Source organism: Alcaligenes sp. Me129 (assembly GCF_050487245.1).
GTDB lineage: Bacteria > Pseudomonadota > Gammaproteobacteria > Burkholderiales > Burkholderiaceae_B > Alcaligenes > Alcaligenes phenolicus.
In genome coordinates this window covers 60,575-78,513 of sequence record NZ_JBKQGX010000003.1, presented here as the reverse complement: position 1 = coordinate 78,513, position 17,939 = coordinate 60,575, and the positions used below count along the sequence as shown (strand labels likewise).

The window sequence follows — 17,939 nt, the reverse complement described above, 5'->3', positions numbered from 1 at the left end:
CTGGTCGCGGCGCACGTCAACTTGGTAGTTCGCTACCACTTTCCGCAGTACGTATTAAGCGTTCTGCAATTGGAGTTCTACATGAAATTCACCGCTACTTCGCGTGATGTACAGGGTACGGGTGCGAGCCGCCGCCTGCGTCGCGCTGGCCAGGTTCCCGCTATCGTTTACGGTGGCGACGAACAACCCGTCGTGATCGCTCTGGATCACAACGAGACCTACCACAACCTGCGCAAAGAAGCCTTCCACGCTTCCATCCTGACGATGGAACTGGACGGTAAAGCTGAAAAAGTGCTGTTGCGCTCGGTTCAGTGGCACCCTTACAAGCAGCAAGTTCTGCACGTTGATTTCCAACGCGTTCTGGCTTCGCAAGCCATCACCACCAAAGTTCCTCTGAACTTTGAAGGTGGCGATGTGTCCCCAGCCGTCAAGCTGAGCAGCCAAGTTATCAGCCACATCCTGACCGATCTGGAAATCACCTGCTTGCCAGCTAACCTGCCAGCGTCCATCACTGTGGACCTGAGCGGCATGACAGCCAACGCCAACGTGCACCTGGACAGCGTCAAGCTGCCACGTGGCGTGACTTACGCTGGCAACGAAGCCAACCCTCTGCTGGCTGCTGCTCTGCCAGTTGGCGGTGGTGCTGCTGCTTCGGAAGCAACAGAAGAAAGCGCCGAGTAATCAAGATTGCTAGCCGGCTTCGGTCGGCTTGCAGCTTGGCGAATCAACCCCTGTCAGCGTATGCTGGCGGGGGTTTGTTATTTGTGCCTGCGCCTTTGCCGGAGCAGGCGCTTTCTGCGAAAACATTCATGTCTGAGCCTATCCGTTTGATTGTTGGCCTGGGTAATCCTGGCCCTGAGTACGAAACCACCCGGCACAATGCGGGCTTTTGGTTGGCAGACCAGTTGGCTGATGATCTGCATGCAACGTTCAACCTGGAAAAATCCTTTTTCTCCTGGGTGGCCAAAGCGCGTTTTGAAGGTGAAAACGTCATCATCGCCAAACCCATTACCTTCATGAACAAGTCCGGGCAAGCCGCCGGTGCCTTGATGCGTTTCTACAAGCTCAAACCCGAACAGGTGCTGGTCCTGCATGACGAACTGGATTTGCTGCCCGGTCAGGTGAAGATGAAAAAAGGGGGGGGACACGCTGGGCATAACGGCCTGCGCGACATCCAGTCCGCCTTTGGGACACCGGATTTCTGGCGCTTGCGCCTGGGCATTGGTCACCCTCGCACCTTGGGCCTGGCCCAGCAAGTGGTGAACTTTGTACTGCATACCCCTCGCAATGAAGAGCTGCGCGAGATCGAGGACGGTATGAACCGTTGCCGCGTCATGATGCCTGCTTTGCTGCGTGGCGACTTTGAGCAGGCGACCCGCCAGCTTTACGCGCCCCAGAAGGCTTGATACATGAAGCCAGCGCCAAGCAGCCAGATGCGTTTCCGGGACGAGCTTAAAGATTTCTTTTATTTTCTGCGTCACCCTCGCAGCGCCCGGCGTTTGCCTGGCAGAGTCCAGGGTGACGGCTGGTATCTGGACTGGTTTGCTCCCTTGCCCTGGAAGCGTCTGCTGCAATGGGCGGGCATGCTTTGGCTGATCAATGCGCTGGTGCTGGGGCCGATCGCAGTATCGGTAGCAGGTGTGGGCGGTGCGCAGCATCGCCTGGACCCGACGCGTATTCCCTGGGTGCAAGCCATTATCTGGGCACCCATTGTGGAAGAGCTGGTCTTTCGTTTCGTGCTGAGACGGCCGTCACAATGGCTGACGGTTGTTCCGCTGGCGGTGTTCCTGATGTTTCAGGGACCAGGCTGGTGGTTGATACAAGGCTTGCTGGTCTTGTGCCTGGCTGTCTGGATTAGCCGTTATACCGGCATGCCACGCCAAGCCTTGCCCGCAGGCAGTAGCTGGTGGCGCAAGCTGGTGGGTGCCTTGCAGGGAAGGGCATGGCGCTTTTCATCCATGCGACGCTATTGGCGTTTCTTTCCCTGGGTGTTTTATGGTGCAACGCTGGCCTTTGGAGCGCTGCATTTGTATAACTTCCAGCTCAACAGTATGAGCTGGTATTTGCTGCCCATGCTGGTGCTGCCCCAATGTTTGACAGGGTTGGTACTGGCCTGGTTGCGAGTGCGTCGAGGCATTGGTGCATCGATCGTGCTGCATGCCATCTTCAATGGTGGCCCGGTCTTGCTGATTATTGGCCTGCTCAAGCTGTTTGACGGCATTCCAGTCTAGACAAGCCCGCGTCTCAAGGCGCTATCCTGTGTCCCCGGCACGACTGTTCTGATCTGTCTGCAGGCTCTGTAGCGCCCAAGGGCGCTACAATAGCGCATCGTTTATATAACTCTTTGATTTTCAGGATACTCATGGCACTGCAATGCGGCATCGTTGGCTTGCCCAACGTTGGTAAATCCACTCTGTTCAACGCTCTGACCAAAGCCGGCATTGCGGCTGAAAACTACCCCTTCTGCACCATCGAACCGAACGTCGGTGTGGTCGAAGTTCCTGACCAGCGTTTGCAAGATCTGGCCAAGATCGTGAACCCCGAGCGCATTTTGCCTGCCGTGGTGGAATTTGTAGACATCGCTGGTCTGGTCGCCGGTGCTTCCAAGGGCGAAGGCCTGGGTAACCAGTTCCTGGCCAACATCCGCGAAACCGACGCCACCGTGCACGTGGTGCGCTGCTTTGCCGATGACAACGTCATTCACGTTGCCGGTAAGGTTGACCCCTTGGCTGACATCGAAATCATCAACACCGAGCTGGCGCTGGCCGACTTGGGCGTGGTTGAAAAAGCCGTGCACCGTAACCAGAAACTGGCTCGCTCGGGTGATAAAGACGCTGCCAAGCTGGTAGCCCTGCTGGAGCGTATCGAGAAAGCACTGGGAGAAGGCAAGTCCGTGCGTTCGCTGAAGCTGGACGAAGACGAACTGCACCAGATCAAATCCTACGGCTTCATCACCGCCAAGCCCACCATGTACGTGGCCAACGTGAAAGAAGACGGTTTCACCAACAACCCACACCTGGAAGCCGTGCAGAACTATGCTGCCGCTGATGGCGCTCCTGTTGTCGCTGTATGTGCTGCCGTAGAAGCTGAAATCGCTGAACTGGACGACGCCGACAAGATCGAGTTCCTGTCCGACCTGGGCATGGAAGAGCCCGGCCTGAACCGCGTTATCCGCGCTGCCTACAGCCTGCTGGGCCTGCAAACTTACTTCACTGCAGGTGTTAAAGAAGTCCGCGCCTGGACCATCCGCGTGGGCGATACCGCCCCCCAAGCTGCAGGCGTGATCCACACCGACTTTGAGCGCGGCTTCATCCGTGCACAGACCATCGCCTTTGACGACTTCGTAGCCTGCAAGGGCGAACAAGGTGCCAAGGAAGCCGGCAAGATGCGCGCTGAAGGCAAGGAATACGTTGTGAAAGATGGTGACGTGCTGAACTTCTTGTTCAACGTCTAATACCCTAGAGCGTCTTTTGACGTGCAGAGTAAATAGCAGGCCTTTGGATATTCCAAAGGCCTGTTTTTTTATGACGCGTGACGTTGCTCTTAAAGGTTATAAAAAAAGCCAGAAAATTAAGCTAATGAAAAGCGAGCGTTAGACTTAATAAACCGGCACTTCCCTGCTCGTCGCCAGATACTGGCTAGGCGGTTGCCCCAAAGCGCGACGAAAAATAGTAGAAAATGCGCTGGGGCTGCTAAAGCCCAGATCCGAGGCCACTCGGGTGACCGGCTCTCCATTTCCCAAACGAGTAATCGACACCAGCAGGCACATTTGCTGTCGCCAGGCCAGGTACGTCATGCCCATATGCTCCTTGAAGCGACGGGTGAAGGTGCGGCGGCTTAGCATGGCCCAGGCGGCCATCTCATCAGTAGAGATATTCTGGGTGGGATTATCCAGAAAGCGCTGACAGGCGGCCCCGAGTCTGCTGTCAGAGGGCAGGGGGGCACTCAGGCCCAGCCTGGGCATCAGCCGGATTTCTTCTACCAGTAGACCAATGACGTGATGAGTACGTTCGCAATCCGGCCGTTCGGCAGGTAGTTCCATGGCCGCGCTGAACAGATGCCGCAGCAAGGGCGAGACGCCGAACACCTGGCAGTCGTCAGGCAGTTGCGCCTGTTCGATTGCCTGTCGTGTCAGATAAGTATTCACCATCGTGACATCGCCACGCATATGCATTTCATGCGCCACGCCCGGCGGCACCCACAGTGCCCTTTTGCTGGGCACGACCCAGTTTCCCTTTTCCGTGAACATCGACAAAACCCCCGATGCGGCATAGGCAAGCTGTCCGCACTGGTGCACGTGCTTGGGAAAGATCGACCCTGATGTGAAGGCACGCAGGCTGACTTCCACATCCCAGTTCGAGTTTTCCAGAGGGTAGTCATTCACGGAAATGCTCATGGCCCAATTTTGCCAAAAACTGACCCACTTTTAAAGGTGGGAATCCGGCAGTCCCCATAAGATCAGCAAACATTAATTACTTGGGGATAAGAGGGAATGGACGATTTTGAGTATTTAACGGTGCAGCAGGAAGGTGCGGTGCTGCTGGTGGGTTTGAACCGGCCAGAAAAGCGCAATGCCATGTCCTTGGCGGTGATGCATGAATTGCGTCGTGTTTTTTCCACGATAGGCAGCGACATTGGGGCAGCTGTTCTCTACAGCACCAGCAAGCATTTTTGTGCGGGCCTGGATCTGGGTGAAGTGCGCAATCAGTCGGTGATTGATTGTGTGCATTTCTTCCGTGAGTGGCACGAGACCTTCGAGCTGATTCAGTACGGCAAGGTCCCCGTCGTGGCGGCCATGTCGGGCGCGGCAATTGGTGGTGGACTGGAAATTGCCACGGCATGCCATATCCGAGTGGTCGATGAGACTGCCTTTTTCTCTTTGCCTGAAGGCATGCGTGGTCTTTACGTGGGGGTAGGTGGCTCCGTGCGCCTGCCTCGTCTGGCGGGCTTGAGCCTGATGACGGACATGATGCTGACAGGCCGTAGCGTTTATGCCGAGGAGAGCATCACCAAAGGTATTGCCCAGTATCTGACGCCCGAAGGCGAGGCCCTGGCCAAAGCCAAGGAGCTGGCCAGGACGATTGCCTCCAATCTGCCCATGACCAATTACGCCATTACTCATGTGCTGCCGCGTATCACGGATCAAAGCCAGCAAGACGGTTTGCTGACCGAGGCCTTGATTGCCGCCGTGGTTCAGTCTGATCCGGAAACCAGTGCCAGGCTGGCAGATTTTCTGGACAAGAAAAAGAACAAGGTGAGCTAAGCCCGGCATCAGCAAGAAGCAGAAGTTTCTCAATTAAATCGCCAATCAAGCGATGGCGCTGTGACTTGGCATCAAAAACAAATGAGCAGTAAGGGAGAGCTGTATGTGTGGTTATGTCGGTGTGTTCTCTGCAGTCCCTACGGACTTGCCCCGAAATATGTTTGATCAGGCTTTGCGCGAAATTCACCATCGCGGGCCCGATAGCTCCAGCACCTGGTTTGACCCCATGGGGCAAGTGGGTTTTGGTTATGTGCGACTGGGTTTGGTGGGCCTGGGAAATGGCACCCAGCCTATTGTCGCGGACGAGGGTGATCTGGTTCTGATGGTGAATGGCGAGTTTTATGACTACAAACGCATTCGCAAAGAACTGGAAGACAGTGGTTGCCGCTTTAAAACATCGTCAGACAGTGAAATTGCACTGCATTTGTACCGGCGACATGGTGTGCGTGCGCTTAAAGAGCTGCGCGGCGAGTTCTCGATTCTGTTGTATGACCGTGCACGTCGCCAACTGATTGCGATCCGGGACCGGATCGGGGTCAAGCCCCTGTACTACGCCGAGCATAATGGCCGATGGTACTTCGGCTCCGAGATCAAAGCCTTGCTGGCAGCTGGTGTGCCGGCTCAGTGGGATGAGGATTCGTACGCGAATCGCTATTTCATTTTGCGCGATCGTACCGTGTTCCAGAAGATCCGCAGCGTGCGACCAGGCTCTTGGCTGATCGTGGATCAAAGCGGCGTTCAGACCGAGAGCTATTGGGATTGGAGCTTTCCGGATTCAGGCCAGACTCTGGAAGCGCGCTCTGAACAAGAGCAGATTGAGGGGCTGCGCGCAGTGGTCGAGGAGTCGGTCAAACTGCGTCTGCATGCGGATGTACCAATTGGGGTTTGCCTGAGTGGTGGCCTGGACTCTTCAGCCATGCTGGGCATGTGCACGCAATTGCAAGGTCAGCAGCTGCAAGCATTTCACCTGTCTTTTGAGGGTGAAGAGGGTTACGACGAGCGCCATTTTGCCGAGATTGCTGCCCGGCATAACCAAGCACACATGAATGTGCTTAGCGTCAGCTCCAATGACCTTGCAGACAATTACGAACATGCTCTCTGGCACGCTGAAGTGCCCTTCACCAATGCTCATAGCGTAGGCAAGTACCTATTGTGCAAATTTGTACAGAGCAATGGGATGCGAGCCGTTATTACCGGCGAAGGGGCAGACGAGGTGTTTGCCGGTTATCCCCATAGCCGCCGTGACATGCTGTTGTACGACAACCAGGGGCAGGACCAGACCGTAGTGTCCGAGTTGTTGCAGCAGATGGGGGCAGGTTCTGGCCGTTATCTGGATAGTCAGGAAGTAGGGACGGCCTGGGTGAATCGCGAGTTGGGACACAAAGTCTCCTGGCTGGATGGGCAGGCCGGAATTTTTGATCCTTTGGCCAGCCTGTACAGCACGGGCTTTATGGACAGAAATGCGTATCGCGATCCCTATGGCCAGTTCTATAACCGCCTCAAGCCGCATTCCTTTGCGTCCTGGTCGCCTGTGAATCGGGCCCTGTATATGGTGGCCAAATCCAGTTTGCCCAATCTGGTGCTGACGTCGCTGGGTGACCGCATGGAGATGGCAGGCAGTCTGGAGGGACGTCCTCCGCTGCTGGATCACCGTGTCGTGGAGTATGCGTGCAACCTGTCCATTCCCATGAAAGTACGCGGCAAAACGGAGAAGTACGCCTTGCGTGAAGCAATGCGGCCTTACCTGCCTGCTGAAATCTACGAGCGCAAAAAACAGTACTTCCGTGCGCCGCCAGCCAGTCTGGCACCTCAGTCGCGGCTGCATCAGTTTGTCAGTGACACCCTTCATAGCGATCTCTTGAATCGGGTGCCCTTTTTCGATGCCGGTCGAGTCAGAAATTTCCTGAAGAAAATCCCCACGCTTTCTAGTGAGCAGCGCTTGTCTGCTGATCACTTGTTGATGGAAATCGCGGGGCTTTGCCTGATGCAGAAGCGGTTTTCAATCAACTAGTGGAGCAGGCCGGGGGAATTGACCCCCCGGCCTCGTCTGGAGCTGTCGGACATGCAAAAAAAACACCTGATTCTTGCCATTTTGGTCACTCTGGTTTGGGGAGTGAATTTCCCGATCACCAAGCTGGGCTTGCTTTCCATGGAGCCTTTTCTGCTTACGGGGATACGTTTTACTCTGGCGGCCTTGCCGCTGGTGTTCTTCATTCCCAGACCCAATATCCCGTTTCGCTATGTGGTGATTTATGGCTTTATTTTTGGCCTGGGCATGTGGGGGATTATCAACTATGGCATTCAGGTGGGTGTCCATCCGGGCGTGGCCTCGCTGCTGATTCAGCTTAGTGCCTTCTTTACGATGGGCTGGGGCGCTTTGCTGTTCAAGGAACGCTTGCGAGCGACGCAACTGCTGGGAGCCTTGATCGCGTTTGTGGGCCTGGTGGGCATTATCTTGTCTCAGGGTGGTGGGGATGCCACCTTCGGGCTGGTGCTGGTTGTGTTGAGTGCCGTGTCCTGGAGTATCGGGAATGTGATCATCAAACTGTCCGGTGTGAAGGAGATTTTCTCGTTCATGGTGTGGGCCAGCCTGTTTCCACCTATTCCACTTTTTCTGGTTTCGTACTGGCTGCACGGGGCCGAACCCTTCACGACTCTGCCAGAGGCGATCAACCTGATGTCGGTCATGTCGATTCTGTTTCAGGTTTATCTGGCTACGCACTTTTCTTACTGGGGCTGGAATTCCTTGCTCAAGCTGTATCCGGTGTCCACGGTAGCCCCCTTGTCCTTGCTGATTCCGGTGTTTGGTTTGGGCAGTTCCATGCTGATATTGGGCGAGCAAGTAAGTTTTGTTGAGGCCTTGTCGATCAGCGCGATTATTGCGGGTCTGGCCTTTGGGCTTTATAAAGGGCCAGTGCGTCCGGTTTCGTATCCAGCGACGCGCTAAGAGTTTGACGGGCAGTCGGGGTTTGTGAGGGTGCATGGCAGGAAGGGGCCACCAACCTTGATGGCTGTCTTATGTCGCTAATCCTGTTTTTGAAGAGACTTTGTTGAATGCTGGATTCAGAAAATCCAAACAACCAGTTGCGCGCTACCTTGGAACTCGTACAAAAAATCTTGACCCCTAATGTGCAAGCTCTTTATCTGCACGGTTCCGCTGTGGCCGGAGGGCTCCGGCCACATAGCGATCTGGATATATTGGCGGTGGTTGATGCTCCCCTGTCAGATGAACAGCGTCAGGATCTGATTGCAGCTTTATTGTCTGTTTCAGCCCCTCATCCGGCCACGCCTGGTGGTCCGCGTTGTATCGAGCTGGTGGTGTGTCGTCTGGCAGATCTTCAACGCAATGTTCATCCGGCCAAGGTGGAGTTTATTTACGGTGAATGGCTGCGGGATGCCTTCAAGGAGGGCTACTTGTCCGACGCCTCTGCTGACCCGGAATATACCTTGCTCTTGGCCCAGGCCCGCCAGCAGGCGCAGTTGTTATGGGGGAGCGATGTGCTGGCAGATGTTCCGGCTACACCGATCGAGCATATACGCCAGGCAATGCGGGATGGTGTAGATCCCTTGCATGAAGGGCTGCGTGGAGACGAGCGCAATGTTCTGCTGACCTTGGCGCGCATGTGGCGAACAGGTGTTCATGGGGATTTTGTGACTAAAGAGCAGGCAGCAGAGTGGGCTATTCCCAGGCTGTCCGCGGAGCTGGCAAAGACCTTGGAATATGCGCGTCTGGCGTATGTCGGTGAGGTGGTTGATCGTTGGGATACGAGGGGTGAGGAAGCAGAGCGTTTGGCAAGGGAACTACTTGGGAACCTTAGGCAGACTTTGTACGAGTGCATCTAAAATCATGCAGCTTCGATGCTTTGGAAAGCGTCAGGTTTTTCGCGTAAAGACAGTGAATTTGAAGTGATAGTTCAATTCATTAAGCGCAGCAGCTTCAAAACCTTGTTATTAGTGGGCAATTGCTCCGGAATTCGGATCTCGGATCCACCGCCATCAGTGTTTGCAGTCAAGATAGCGGGGGCGAGTCACTTATGTTTTTGCTCCGCTACCAAGGCCGTAATTTCCAGCCTTCTTCACTAAATTCCAGCCGTTCCGTCAGCCCAAGATTGTTCATGAAGGCATCGTCGTGCGAGACCACCATCAGCGTGCCCTGGTAGCTGCTCAACATGGTTTCCAGGGCCAAGGTTGAAGGCAGATCCAAATGGTTGCTGGGTTCATCCAGAAGCAGCAGTTGTGGCGGAGGATCCGCGTACAGCACGCAGGCCAGGGCGGCTTTCAGGCGTTCGCCACCGCTCAAGGCAGCGCTGGGGCCGGTGACTTTTTGGGCGTCCAGTCCCAGTTGTGCCAGACGCATGCGCAAGTCGCCTTCGCTGCTTTTGCGGTTGACGGCCTGTATCTGCTCCAGCACGGTTTGCTGTGGATCCAGATCGGCCAAGCCCTGATCCAGATAAACATGTTGTGGCACTACTTTGCAGTGGCCTGAAACGGGTGCCAATTGGCCTGCAATGACCTTGAGTAGCGTGGATTTCCCGCATCCGTTCGGGCCTATGACACCTATCCGTTGCTGGCCGCTTAGTAGCATCGAGATTGGGGTTTGGTCTACCGGGGCAAAAGGGAGCTTTACTTCATCCAGCTCCACAACGCGTTGGCGGCTTAGCGGCACCAAGGGCAGGGCATGCAGATTGATGGCGCTGTCCTGTTCGATCAACTCGGCCGCTTCCTGCACGCGTTGCGCTAACTGCTTTTGAGCCGTCACGTGTTGTTGACGCAGTTTGCCGGTGGTGGCTTCACTGCGGCCCTTTTGCCTGTCCAGCAGGATTTTGGCCTGATTGGCCTGCTTGCCCTGTTGATTGCCACGTGCCTGTCTACGCTCCTGACGTTGACGCTGCTCTTGCATGGTGCTTTCTGCGCGCTGACGCTCCAGCTTGCGGTGCTCAAGCTGGTCCATGGCGCTTTGCTGCTCCAAGGCTTTCTGCTCGGCGTAGTGGCTGTAATTGCCGCCATAGCTACGTAGCCCCAGGGAAGACAGCTCCACAATGTGCTCCATCGTGTCCAGTAGTTGGCGATCATGGCTGATGACCAGCAGGCCATGGGGCCAGTGTCGTAGCTGCTCAATCAGCGCAAGCCGGTTGTCGCGATCCAGGTGGTTGCTGGGTTCATCCAGAATCAGGAAATCGGCCTGAGACAGCAAGGCATTGATTAGCGACACCCGCATGGCCTGGCCGCCGCTTAATGTTTCGGCAGGCGTCTCGGCAGTCAGATGACCCAGGCCATTGCGCTCCAGCGCTTCCTGCAATTGCTGTCGAATATCCCAACGGTCTTCGATCAGATTGAAGTCTTCTACGGCGCTACTGCCGGATTCAATCCGGGCAAGGGCGTCCAGTGCCGGTCCTACGCCCGCCAGATCGGCGACGCGCAAGCCGCTGACAGAAGCCACTTGCTGCGCCAGATAATGCACTTTTCCCGAGCGCAGGCAACGGCCGCTGCCAGGCTGAATTTCTCCGGCCAGGATTTGAGCCAGAATGGTTTTGCCCACACCGTTGCGTCCGACAAGGCCAGTGCGCCGCGAGTCGAAGGTTTCGTTCAGTTGGGAAAACAGGGTCTTGCCTTGCGGCAAGGTATAGGACACGCTTTCCAGCGTCAGATAAGGATTCGTCATGCGTAATGCTTCCATTAATGCCAAGAACTCCCCCTGCGTTGTGGGGGCTGGTGGAGACTGGCCGTCAAAGAGACGGCGGCATTAGTGGCGCATTGGACGAATACCTCACGGGAAATGAATCGAAGCCACACTATAAAAGCATTGTGCCGGGAAGGTAAAGCCGGTCGGGCTCTCAAGGGAGCCATGAAGGTCGTGTGATTCCAACACAGGAGCGGGTTTGGGCTCAGAAGCCTGGGCTTGTCTCACAGTTTTGGGATCTTGTTTTACAAGCTTCAGCGCGGTGAGGCCTGTGCTGCTGCAGGCCGCTTGAAATATTGAGCCGCGAGAGGCTGCCACCTGTCAGGAAATGAAGTTTATTTCCTGACGTTTATTCAATAAAGTGGAGTCCTCGTCTTTTTATCCTCTGTGTCATTTCATGTCTGGGGGCTAGGATCAGGAGTGCCGTTTCTCTCCCATTCCGGGAAGCCACACCATTTTGAAGGAATGTCATGAACACATTCAATTTACCCGCTCGTTCGATTGTGTATGTGCAGGATGTGTATTGCGGTTGGTGCTGGGGCTTTGCCGAACGCATGGTCGAGTTCGAGGCGGCCAATAAGCACCGCATTCCTTTTACTGCTATCTCGGGTGGCTTGTTCGTGGGTGACCGGGCTGCGCCCATGTCCCGCTACCCTTATATTTCCGAATCCAACGAGCGCATCGCGCAAATGACGGGGGCGACGTTTGGGGCTGCTTATAAAGCCTTGGCAGAGGAGGGCTCGACTGTCATGGATTCACTGGAAGCGGCCACGGCCTTGGCGGTGCTGCGAGCGCAAGATCCGGAGCAGGCCATTCATTGGGTGCACGAGTTGCAGCAGGCTTTCTACTTGAACGGACGCAGCTTGTCTGATCAGGAGGTCTGCCTGGGAATCGCTGCTGCCAATGGCCTGGATGTAGATGCTGTGCGACGCCGTTTGACTGACGGTTCAGGCCGGGAACAAGCCTTGGCTGATTTTGCCTTGGCACGGGCTTTGGGCGCGCAATCCTATCCGACCTTGCTGTTTGTGGATGGTCGAAAAGTGACAAAGCTACCGGCGGTTGGTACTCCTTTGGAAACGCTGAATCAGACCCTGGATTCCTTGTTGGGCTGATCAGCAGATCGGTACGTAAAGCAGATTGAAATTGCGGCATCCTGGCCAGGCCAGGATGCCGCAATAGTTGTGAAGACTTGCCGACTTAGAAGCGGTAAGCCGTATTCAGGTACAAGGCTGTTTGAGCGCTGGTGCCTTTACCAACCTGGGTGCTGACACCGGCTCCCAGCGTCCAGTTATTGCTTAGCTGACCCGTCGCACCCAATTCCAACAGGCCTGTGTCACGCACGCGCTCCTGATCCGTAGGCAGATAAAAGTGGTGGTGGTTGTAGACGCCGTCCTGCAAGCGTGCGCCCAGCAGCTCTGCCGGTTTCCTGAATTCATGCAGCCACTGTGCGGAGGCATAAACGGCCCACTGATTGCTGACAGCAACATTGATCTGGTAACCGAGGCTGCTTTGTACCGAAGTCTGGTCCTGAGCATCAAAACCCATGGAGGTAGACAAACCTCGGCCATCTTCCGACAGAGCCTTGATCTTGGACTTCTGCATGCTCAGGCTTAACAACGGGCCATGGGTGACGGCACCGGCCTGCCAGTCGTAACCCGTGCTGATCTTGCCGCCGTATTGGCTGCCACCTGCTTTGGCCTGGTGCTCGCGCGTGGCGGCACCCAGACGGATATGACGGCGGGTTTTATTGTCCAGATCGCTGTAGAAAAGCTGGGCGTTCACCCATAGATTCTCGGCCTGCCAGCGGCCGTACAGACCAGCGGACTGACGCTTCTGGCTATAAGTGCCTTTTTCGTCCGTATCGCCATCCAGATTGTCGTAAGACAGGTAGGCACCGACCGTCCAATCAGCCAGACGCTTATCCAAACCCAGCTTCCAGGCTGCCTGCGTGCCATCCAGACGTGAGTTCGCACTGCTGCCATTGCGCGTGATGGCCTCTCCCTGGAACCAGACTGCCAGATCCCTGTCTTGTGACGAACTGACCGTTTGCAGACGACGGTCAATGTGCTGCATTTGCATCTGCCCGGCGGTATTGGCTGCGGAGGCCAGCATGGCTACCTGACTGGGGGCGCTGACGACAGCGTGGGCATAGTCGGCAATAACAGCATGGCCGCCTGACGTGGGGTGGACACCATCAGCAAATAGATAGTTCTGGTCTGCACCAGGAGCCACCAGATCGGCAGGCGTACACAGGCGAGAGGACACACTGCCGCAAGCTGCTGTATTGACGTTGCTGAAGCCGTAGGCCTGCGGGTCGGTAGCCACTTCATGCAAGAGTGCCGAGACGTTCAAGGGAATGATATTGGCAGAGCTGGAACTGAGCTGCTGGGTAAACGCCTGGTTGTAGCTGTCACTGAGCAAGGTGGCGATACCCGCGCTGATAGGGGAGCCGGCGAACTCTGGAGTCATGCCCAGATCAGGAATGTTGGGGACCAGAATGTAGCGAGCGCCCGCTTGCGATAGCGTGTTGATCAAGGCGGTTTGACTGCCTACGGAATCAGCCACGATTTGGGACATATTGAACGGATCTTTTACGGCGGCAAACAAGTCATTTGCGCCACCCCAGACGGTGTACAGGGCCTGTCCGTCCAAGCGTCCATTGTGCATGGCCAGCAGTTGAGCGGTCTGCGTGGTCATGGCGGGCAAAGGGGGATTAGTGGGGCTGGGAGGCTTGCTAGGATCCAGCAGCTCATCGACAGCCACGCGGGCTCCGCCGACGGCATAGTTGTTACCACCTTGGCTGCTAGGGGCCGCGTCGGTTCCCAGTTTCTGAGCCAGTACCTGGGACCAGACCTGGCCAGGATTGGTGGTAAAGCGCGAGCCGAACTGCCCACTGTCAGTCAGGCTGTCGCCGATAAAGTAGGTGTTGGAGAAGCCTTGTGCCTGTGTCCCGGCATGCAAGGCCATCAAGGCCAGGGCAAGACATGTTTTTTTCATTGTTCAGCCATTAAAAAAGAGTCTCCGAGCGGCATGTTCTGAACAGCGCTTTGCTTGTTATATCGTGATGTTCAAGATGAACGCGCTACTCGGATGGAATAGAGGGATGAAAAGATCATCGGATCAGGACCATCATAGTAGGGAGGCGTTTATTCCTGACACAGACAGGCACAGGTTTTTGAGGGCGGGATAAACGTAGGCAGGTAGCAAAAAAAACGCCATGCAAATGCATGGCGTTTTTTGTTCTGTCCGGGAGGAACTTATCGGCGTACCAAGGGAGCAACACACACATTCGGGTTGTCAGCCAGAGGCACAAATTTCATGCTGCCACCGTCGTAAGCGTCGATCGTGCCCGACTCAATGTCGTAGACCCAGCCGTGCAGGGTCAAGCGGCCTTCGGACATGGCCAGACGCACGGAAGGGTGAGTCTGGATATTGGCCAGTTGGGCCACCACGTTTTCACGCACCATGGAAGAAATTCGTTCTTGCTCGTTGGCGTGGGTGCGGGCTTCGTTCACCAGGCGGGCCGAGTCGGCGTAGCGTAGCCAGTGTTCTACAGCGGGCATATGGTCCAGGCACTGACAGGAGGCAATGGCGGTCATGGCACCACAATCCGAGTGTCCACAAATCACGACGTCGGATACACGCAGGGCGGACACGGCGTATTCCACGGAGGCGGTCACACCACCGGGTTCCGGGCCGTAGGAGGGAACGATGTTGCCAGCGTTACGAATCACGAACAGATCGCCGGGTTCACGTTGTGTTACCAGCTCGGGGACCAGACGGCTATCGGAGCAAGAGATAAACAAAGCGCGGGGGTTTTGTTGTGTGGCCAGATTTTTGAAGAGCTTGGCGCGCTTGGGATAGGCTTCCCGTTGGAATTTCAGGAAACCGTCGATAATGTCTTTCATCCTTGTCCTTGTAGTTCGGCTTGGATAGAAGATTAACCCTTCAGGGTCATAAGGTAAAATACCGATTTCTGATGCTTTGCATTGGGTTTGCTTATAGAAGGGTCCCTTATGCTTTTGCGCCATCTTAATTATTTTCTGGCGGTTGCCCAGTATCAAAGCTTTACCCGCGCCGCACGCGCCTTGCACGTGTCTCAACCGGCCTTGTCTCAGCAGGTACGCCAGCTGGAAGAACATCTGGGCGCACAACTGTTTGATCGCACCGGACGTCTTGTGCGTTTGACGGATGCGGGCGAGGTCTACTTGCGCTATGCCCGGCAAGCCTTGCAGGATCTGGAAGAGGGGCGGCGGGCCTTGCATGACGTCAGCGATTTGAGTCGAGGCTCCTTGCGAGTGGCGGTGGCGCCTACCTTTACGTCTTATTTGATTGGCCCTCTGGTAGAGGCCTTTTACCGCCGCTATCCCAATGTGCGCCTGGTGGTGCAGGAAATGCTGCAGGAGCGCGTGGAAACGCAATTGGTCGAAGACGAGCTGGATATTGGTATCGCTTTTGAAAAGCCGACTTCGGCTGCCGTGGAGTTTCAGCCTTTACTGGTGGAGACGCTGGCGTTGGTGATGAGCCGCACGCACCCCTTGGCCGAGCGCCGCAGCATCGATAGGGACACGCTGATGCGTGAGTCTTTGGTTTTGCTGACGCCCGAGTTTGCCACGCGTGGGCAGATCGAACGCCATTGTCGTCAGCATGATCTGGATTTGAACGTATCGATGGAGTCGAATTCGCTCAATGCCGTGATCGAGGTGGTTCGGCGCACGGGTCTGGCGACCTTGTTGCCTGCCGCTATTGCCGGCAATAGCGAGTATTTGGTGGCTGTGAGTCTGGACCCGGCCCCGCCGCAACGGCGGGCCATTTTGATGCAGCGCAAGGGCGCCTATCAATCTGCTGCAATGCGCGCCTTTATTGAGCTGGCGCTGAAATACGGCGCGGCATCGACGTTTTGATGCGAGTGTCGGGCAGAGCGATGGTCCCCCTCTGCTGCGGGCACCTTATAGCGTCACCACCACACTTTGTTCCAGAGGGCGCAGCTCGCTTTCCGTGGCGGGTTTGCCCTCGTTCAAATGGGCGACTAGATCTACCGTGGTAGAGATGCGCGTCAACATCAGACAGGCCACTTCACCCCCAGCAACCCGACTGCTGTGCCAGCAACCGGGTCGCATGCACACACCTTGTCCTTGAGGGATACGGAAGGCTTTCAGGGTGGACAGATCCGGGCCGCCTTCGGCTTTGCTTTCGGCCACGATATGGACTACTTCGCCAGTCAGCGGGATCAGTGCCTGTTGCGTCAGCAGGTGGTTTTCCAGGGTCGTGATGTTGGGGTCTTGAATGCGGTAATTCACCCATAGCACTTCGGTCTGACCGCTTGGACCTGTGTCAAACGCATGTTCGTGCCAGAAGTCAGTGGCGGCATTGCTGAAGGCGGCCGTCGCCGGCGCCGTGGCCAGACCTTTACCCAACATCCAGCCATAAGGAGCAAAAGCCTCGGGGCTGAGGGGCTGGGGAGTCAGGGTGATTGGGGTGCTCATGGTTTATTGCTCAAAGAAAGTACTAAGGCAGCATCTTATCAAGAATGCAGCCTTGAACCCGGATTGGCCTAGATCAATAAGCTTGAGTTTCTCGTGGGTATTGTGGAACTAAGTAAAACATCCCCTGTCTTGAAGAGGGCTCGTCTTTACTTAGCGAGCTAAGCAAGCCGCCTTTTTTCAGGGGCGGCTTCGCTCTGTTTGCTTTCTTGACAAGGGGTTGCTGTGCTTCAAGCTGTTTCGCTGACCTGTAGACGGGGCCAGCGTCGTGTGTTCTCCGAGCTGAGCCTAAGGCTTGAAGCTGGCCAATGTTGTTTGGTCAGTGGGCCCAATGGCAGCGGCAAAACCAGCTTGTTGCGTATCCTGGCCAATATCGCCCAGGCCGACGAAGGCCAACTGATCTGGCACGACCGTCCCGTGCAAAGCAACGATAGCGATTACCGACGGCAGCTGGTGTATGGCGGACATGCGCCTGGACTCAATAGCAGTTTGTCGGTGCAAGAAAATCTGGACAGCCTGCTCATGCAGGATCGCGTTCCCCTAGAGCGGGACGCTTGCGACCAAGCGTTGTTGGCTGGCGGTTTGCTGGCTTACCGTCGCGTGCCTGTACGGCAACTGTCAGCCGGACAACGTCGCCGCGTGTTTCTGGTGCGCCTGTCCCTGAGCAATCGCCCCTTGTGGATTCTGGACGAGCAGCTGACTGCGCTGGACAGCGCCGGTCAGAAGTTTCTGGGCGAGTTGATTGCGCAGCATCTGCATAAGCAGGGCGCTGTCATTCTAACTAGCCACCAGACCTTGCCCTGGGATTTGAAGGTGCAGCACCTGGATTTGGGGCAGGCATGTTGAGTCTCTTTTTAGCCTTGATGAAGCGTGAGTGGCGCCTGGCGATGCGTCGCCCCTGCGATGTCCTGATTCCACTGGTTTTCTTTTTGGTGGTGTGCAGCCTGTTTCCCTTGGGTGTGGGGGCGGATGCGGCCTTGCTGTCCAAGATGGCGCCTGGCGTGCTGTGGGTGTCGGCCTTGCTGGCCACCATGCTGTCGCTAAGCCGCCTGTTTGAACAGGACGAGCAGGATGGTGCACTGGAGCAGGTTCTGTTTTCTCACCTGCCGCTTAGCCTTTGGGTTTTGGGCAAGGTGCTGGCACATACCTTTTTGACAGGCCTGCCCTTGCTTTTGCTGGCTCCGATTCTGGGGCTGCAATTCAGTCTGCCTACGTCCAGCCTGGGCGTGCTGATGCTGTCCCTGGCGCTGGGCCTGCCCGTTCTGACCTTGTTGGGGGCGATTGGCGCGGCTCTGGTGTTGGGCCTGCGCTCGGCAGGGGTTTTGCTGGCTTTATTGATTTTGCCCTTTTACGTGCCCGTGCTGGTTTTCGGGGCGGGGGCGGTGCAAGCGGTTCAGGCCGGATTGGGTGCGCAAGCGCATCTGTCCGTTCTGGCCGCTTTTTTACTGTTGGCTTTGTTCTTTGCGCCACCTGCTACGGCAGCGGCGTTGCGCCTTGCTCTTGAGTAAATTCC

Annotated in this window: 17 protein-coding genes; 12 read left to right on the top strand and 5 right to left on the bottom strand. The window is 56.1% G+C overall.

Annotation, left to right across the window (positions count from 1 at the left end; translation table 11 throughout):
* Positions 1-81 precede the first annotated feature (81 nt).
* From ACLPGZ_RS04310 to ychF, 4 genes are all read left to right on the top strand, one after another.
* Complete coding sequence (locus ACLPGZ_RS04310; protein ID WP_060186286.1) at positions 82-681, top strand: 50S ribosomal protein L25/general stress protein Ctc; 600 nt, start codon at positions 82-84, stop codon at positions 679-681.
* A 128-nt stretch (positions 682-809) separates the two neighbouring features.
* Positions 810-1,406 (top strand): aminoacyl-tRNA hydrolase, encoded by a 597-nt coding sequence (gene pth, locus ACLPGZ_RS04305; RefSeq protein ID WP_009461083.1) that lies wholly within the window; start codon positions 810-812, stop codon positions 1,404-1,406.
* A 3-nt stretch (positions 1,407-1,409) separates the two neighbouring features.
* Positions 1,410-2,231, top strand: coding sequence for a CPBP family glutamic-type intramembrane protease (locus tag ACLPGZ_RS04300; protein WP_060186287.1), 822 nt, complete (start codon positions 1,410-1,412; stop codon positions 2,229-2,231).
* A gap of 131 nt (positions 2,232-2,362) precedes the next feature.
* Positions 2,363-3,454, top strand: coding sequence for a redox-regulated ATPase YchF (ychF, locus tag ACLPGZ_RS04295; RefSeq protein WP_009461081.1), 1,092 nt, complete (start codon positions 2,363-2,365; stop codon positions 3,452-3,454).
* Positions 3,455-3,598: 144 nt separating this feature from the next.
* Here the strand turns inward: ychF and ACLPGZ_RS04290 are convergent, their stop codons facing one another.
* On the bottom strand, positions 3,599-4,396 hold the full coding sequence (locus ACLPGZ_RS04290; protein ID WP_115634263.1) for an AraC family transcriptional regulator: 798 nt from the start codon (positions 4,394-4,396) through the stop codon (positions 3,599-3,601).
* 96 nt (positions 4,397-4,492) lie between these two features.
* Here ACLPGZ_RS04290 and ACLPGZ_RS04285 point away from each other — a divergent pair, with 96 nt between their 5' ends.
* From ACLPGZ_RS04285 to ACLPGZ_RS04270, 4 genes are all read left to right on the top strand, one after another.
* Positions 4,493-5,263, top strand: coding sequence for a crotonase/enoyl-CoA hydratase family protein (locus ACLPGZ_RS04285; RefSeq protein ID WP_115634262.1), 771 nt, complete (start codon positions 4,493-4,495; stop codon positions 5,261-5,263).
* Positions 5,264-5,366: 103 nt separating this feature from the next.
* Positions 5,367-7,274 carry an asparagine synthase (glutamine-hydrolyzing) gene (gene asnB / locus ACLPGZ_RS04280; RefSeq protein WP_115634261.1) on the top strand — a complete coding sequence of 636 codons (1,908 nt, stop codon included), beginning with the start codon at positions 5,367-5,369 and terminating at the stop codon, positions 7,272-7,274.
* 51 nt (positions 7,275-7,325) lie between these two features.
* Positions 7,326-8,210 carry an EamA family transporter gene (locus ACLPGZ_RS04275; protein ID WP_115634260.1) on the top strand — a complete coding sequence of 295 codons (885 nt, stop codon included), beginning with the start codon at positions 7,326-7,328 and terminating at the stop codon, positions 8,208-8,210.
* Between the two features lie 107 nt (positions 8,211-8,317).
* Complete coding sequence (locus tag ACLPGZ_RS04270) at positions 8,318-9,106, top strand: aminoglycoside adenylyltransferase domain-containing protein (RefSeq protein ID WP_170978554.1); 789 nt, start codon at positions 8,318-8,320, stop codon at positions 9,104-9,106.
* 205 nt (positions 9,107-9,311) lie between these two features.
* On the opposite strand, the gene ACLPGZ_RS04265 is transcribed toward ACLPGZ_RS04270, so the two are convergent.
* A complete protein-coding gene (locus ACLPGZ_RS04265) occupies positions 9,312-10,925 on the bottom strand; it encodes an ABC-F family ATP-binding cassette domain-containing protein (RefSeq protein ID WP_257112988.1) in 1,614 nt (537 codons plus the stop codon).
* 488 nt (positions 10,926-11,413) lie between these two features.
* On the opposite strand from ACLPGZ_RS04265, the gene ACLPGZ_RS04260 reads away from it, so the two are divergent.
* Positions 11,414-12,055: a DsbA family protein gene (locus tag ACLPGZ_RS04260; protein ID WP_257112989.1), complete on the top strand. Its 642-nt coding sequence runs from the start codon at positions 11,414-11,416 to the stop codon at positions 12,053-12,055.
* 85 nt (positions 12,056-12,140) lie between these two features.
* Here the strand turns inward: ACLPGZ_RS04260 and ACLPGZ_RS04255 are convergent, their stop codons facing one another.
* The gene (locus ACLPGZ_RS04255) at positions 12,141-13,940 is read right to left on the bottom strand and encodes an autotransporter outer membrane beta-barrel domain-containing protein (RefSeq protein WP_257112990.1); all 1,800 of its coding nucleotides are present in this window, start codon (positions 13,938-13,940) and stop codon (positions 12,141-12,143) included.
* 260 nt (positions 13,941-14,200) lie between these two features.
* The gene (locus ACLPGZ_RS04250) at positions 14,201-14,851 is read right to left on the bottom strand and encodes a carbonic anhydrase (RefSeq protein WP_035271229.1); all 651 of its coding nucleotides are present in this window, start codon (positions 14,849-14,851) and stop codon (positions 14,201-14,203) included.
* A gap of 108 nt (positions 14,852-14,959) precedes the next feature.
* Between ACLPGZ_RS04250 and cynR the strand changes: the two genes are divergently transcribed.
* Positions 14,960-15,847 carry a transcriptional regulator CynR gene (gene cynR / locus ACLPGZ_RS04245; RefSeq protein WP_035271228.1) on the top strand — a complete coding sequence of 296 codons (888 nt, stop codon included), beginning with the start codon at positions 14,960-14,962 and terminating at the stop codon, positions 15,845-15,847.
* A 45-nt stretch (positions 15,848-15,892) separates the two neighbouring features.
* Here the strand turns inward: cynR and ACLPGZ_RS04240 are convergent, their stop codons facing one another.
* Entirely contained in the window at positions 15,893-16,429 is a 537-nt protein-coding gene (locus ACLPGZ_RS04240; protein ID WP_035271227.1) for an ureidoglycolate lyase, read from the bottom strand.
* A gap of 222 nt (positions 16,430-16,651) precedes the next feature.
* Between ACLPGZ_RS04240 and ccmA the strand changes: the two genes are divergently transcribed.
* Both ccmA and ccmB read left to right on the top strand, forming a co-directional pair.
* A complete protein-coding gene (gene ccmA / locus ACLPGZ_RS04235; RefSeq protein ID WP_035271226.1) occupies positions 16,652-17,272 on the top strand; it encodes a cytochrome c biogenesis heme-transporting ATPase CcmA in 621 nt (206 codons plus the stop codon).
* Entirely contained in the window at positions 17,266-17,934 is a 669-nt protein-coding gene (ccmB, locus tag ACLPGZ_RS04230; RefSeq protein WP_429640997.1) for a heme exporter protein CcmB, read from the top strand. The genes ccmA and ccmB overlap by 7 nt, the downstream gene beginning before the upstream one ends.
* Positions 17,935-17,939: the final 5 nt, after the last annotated feature.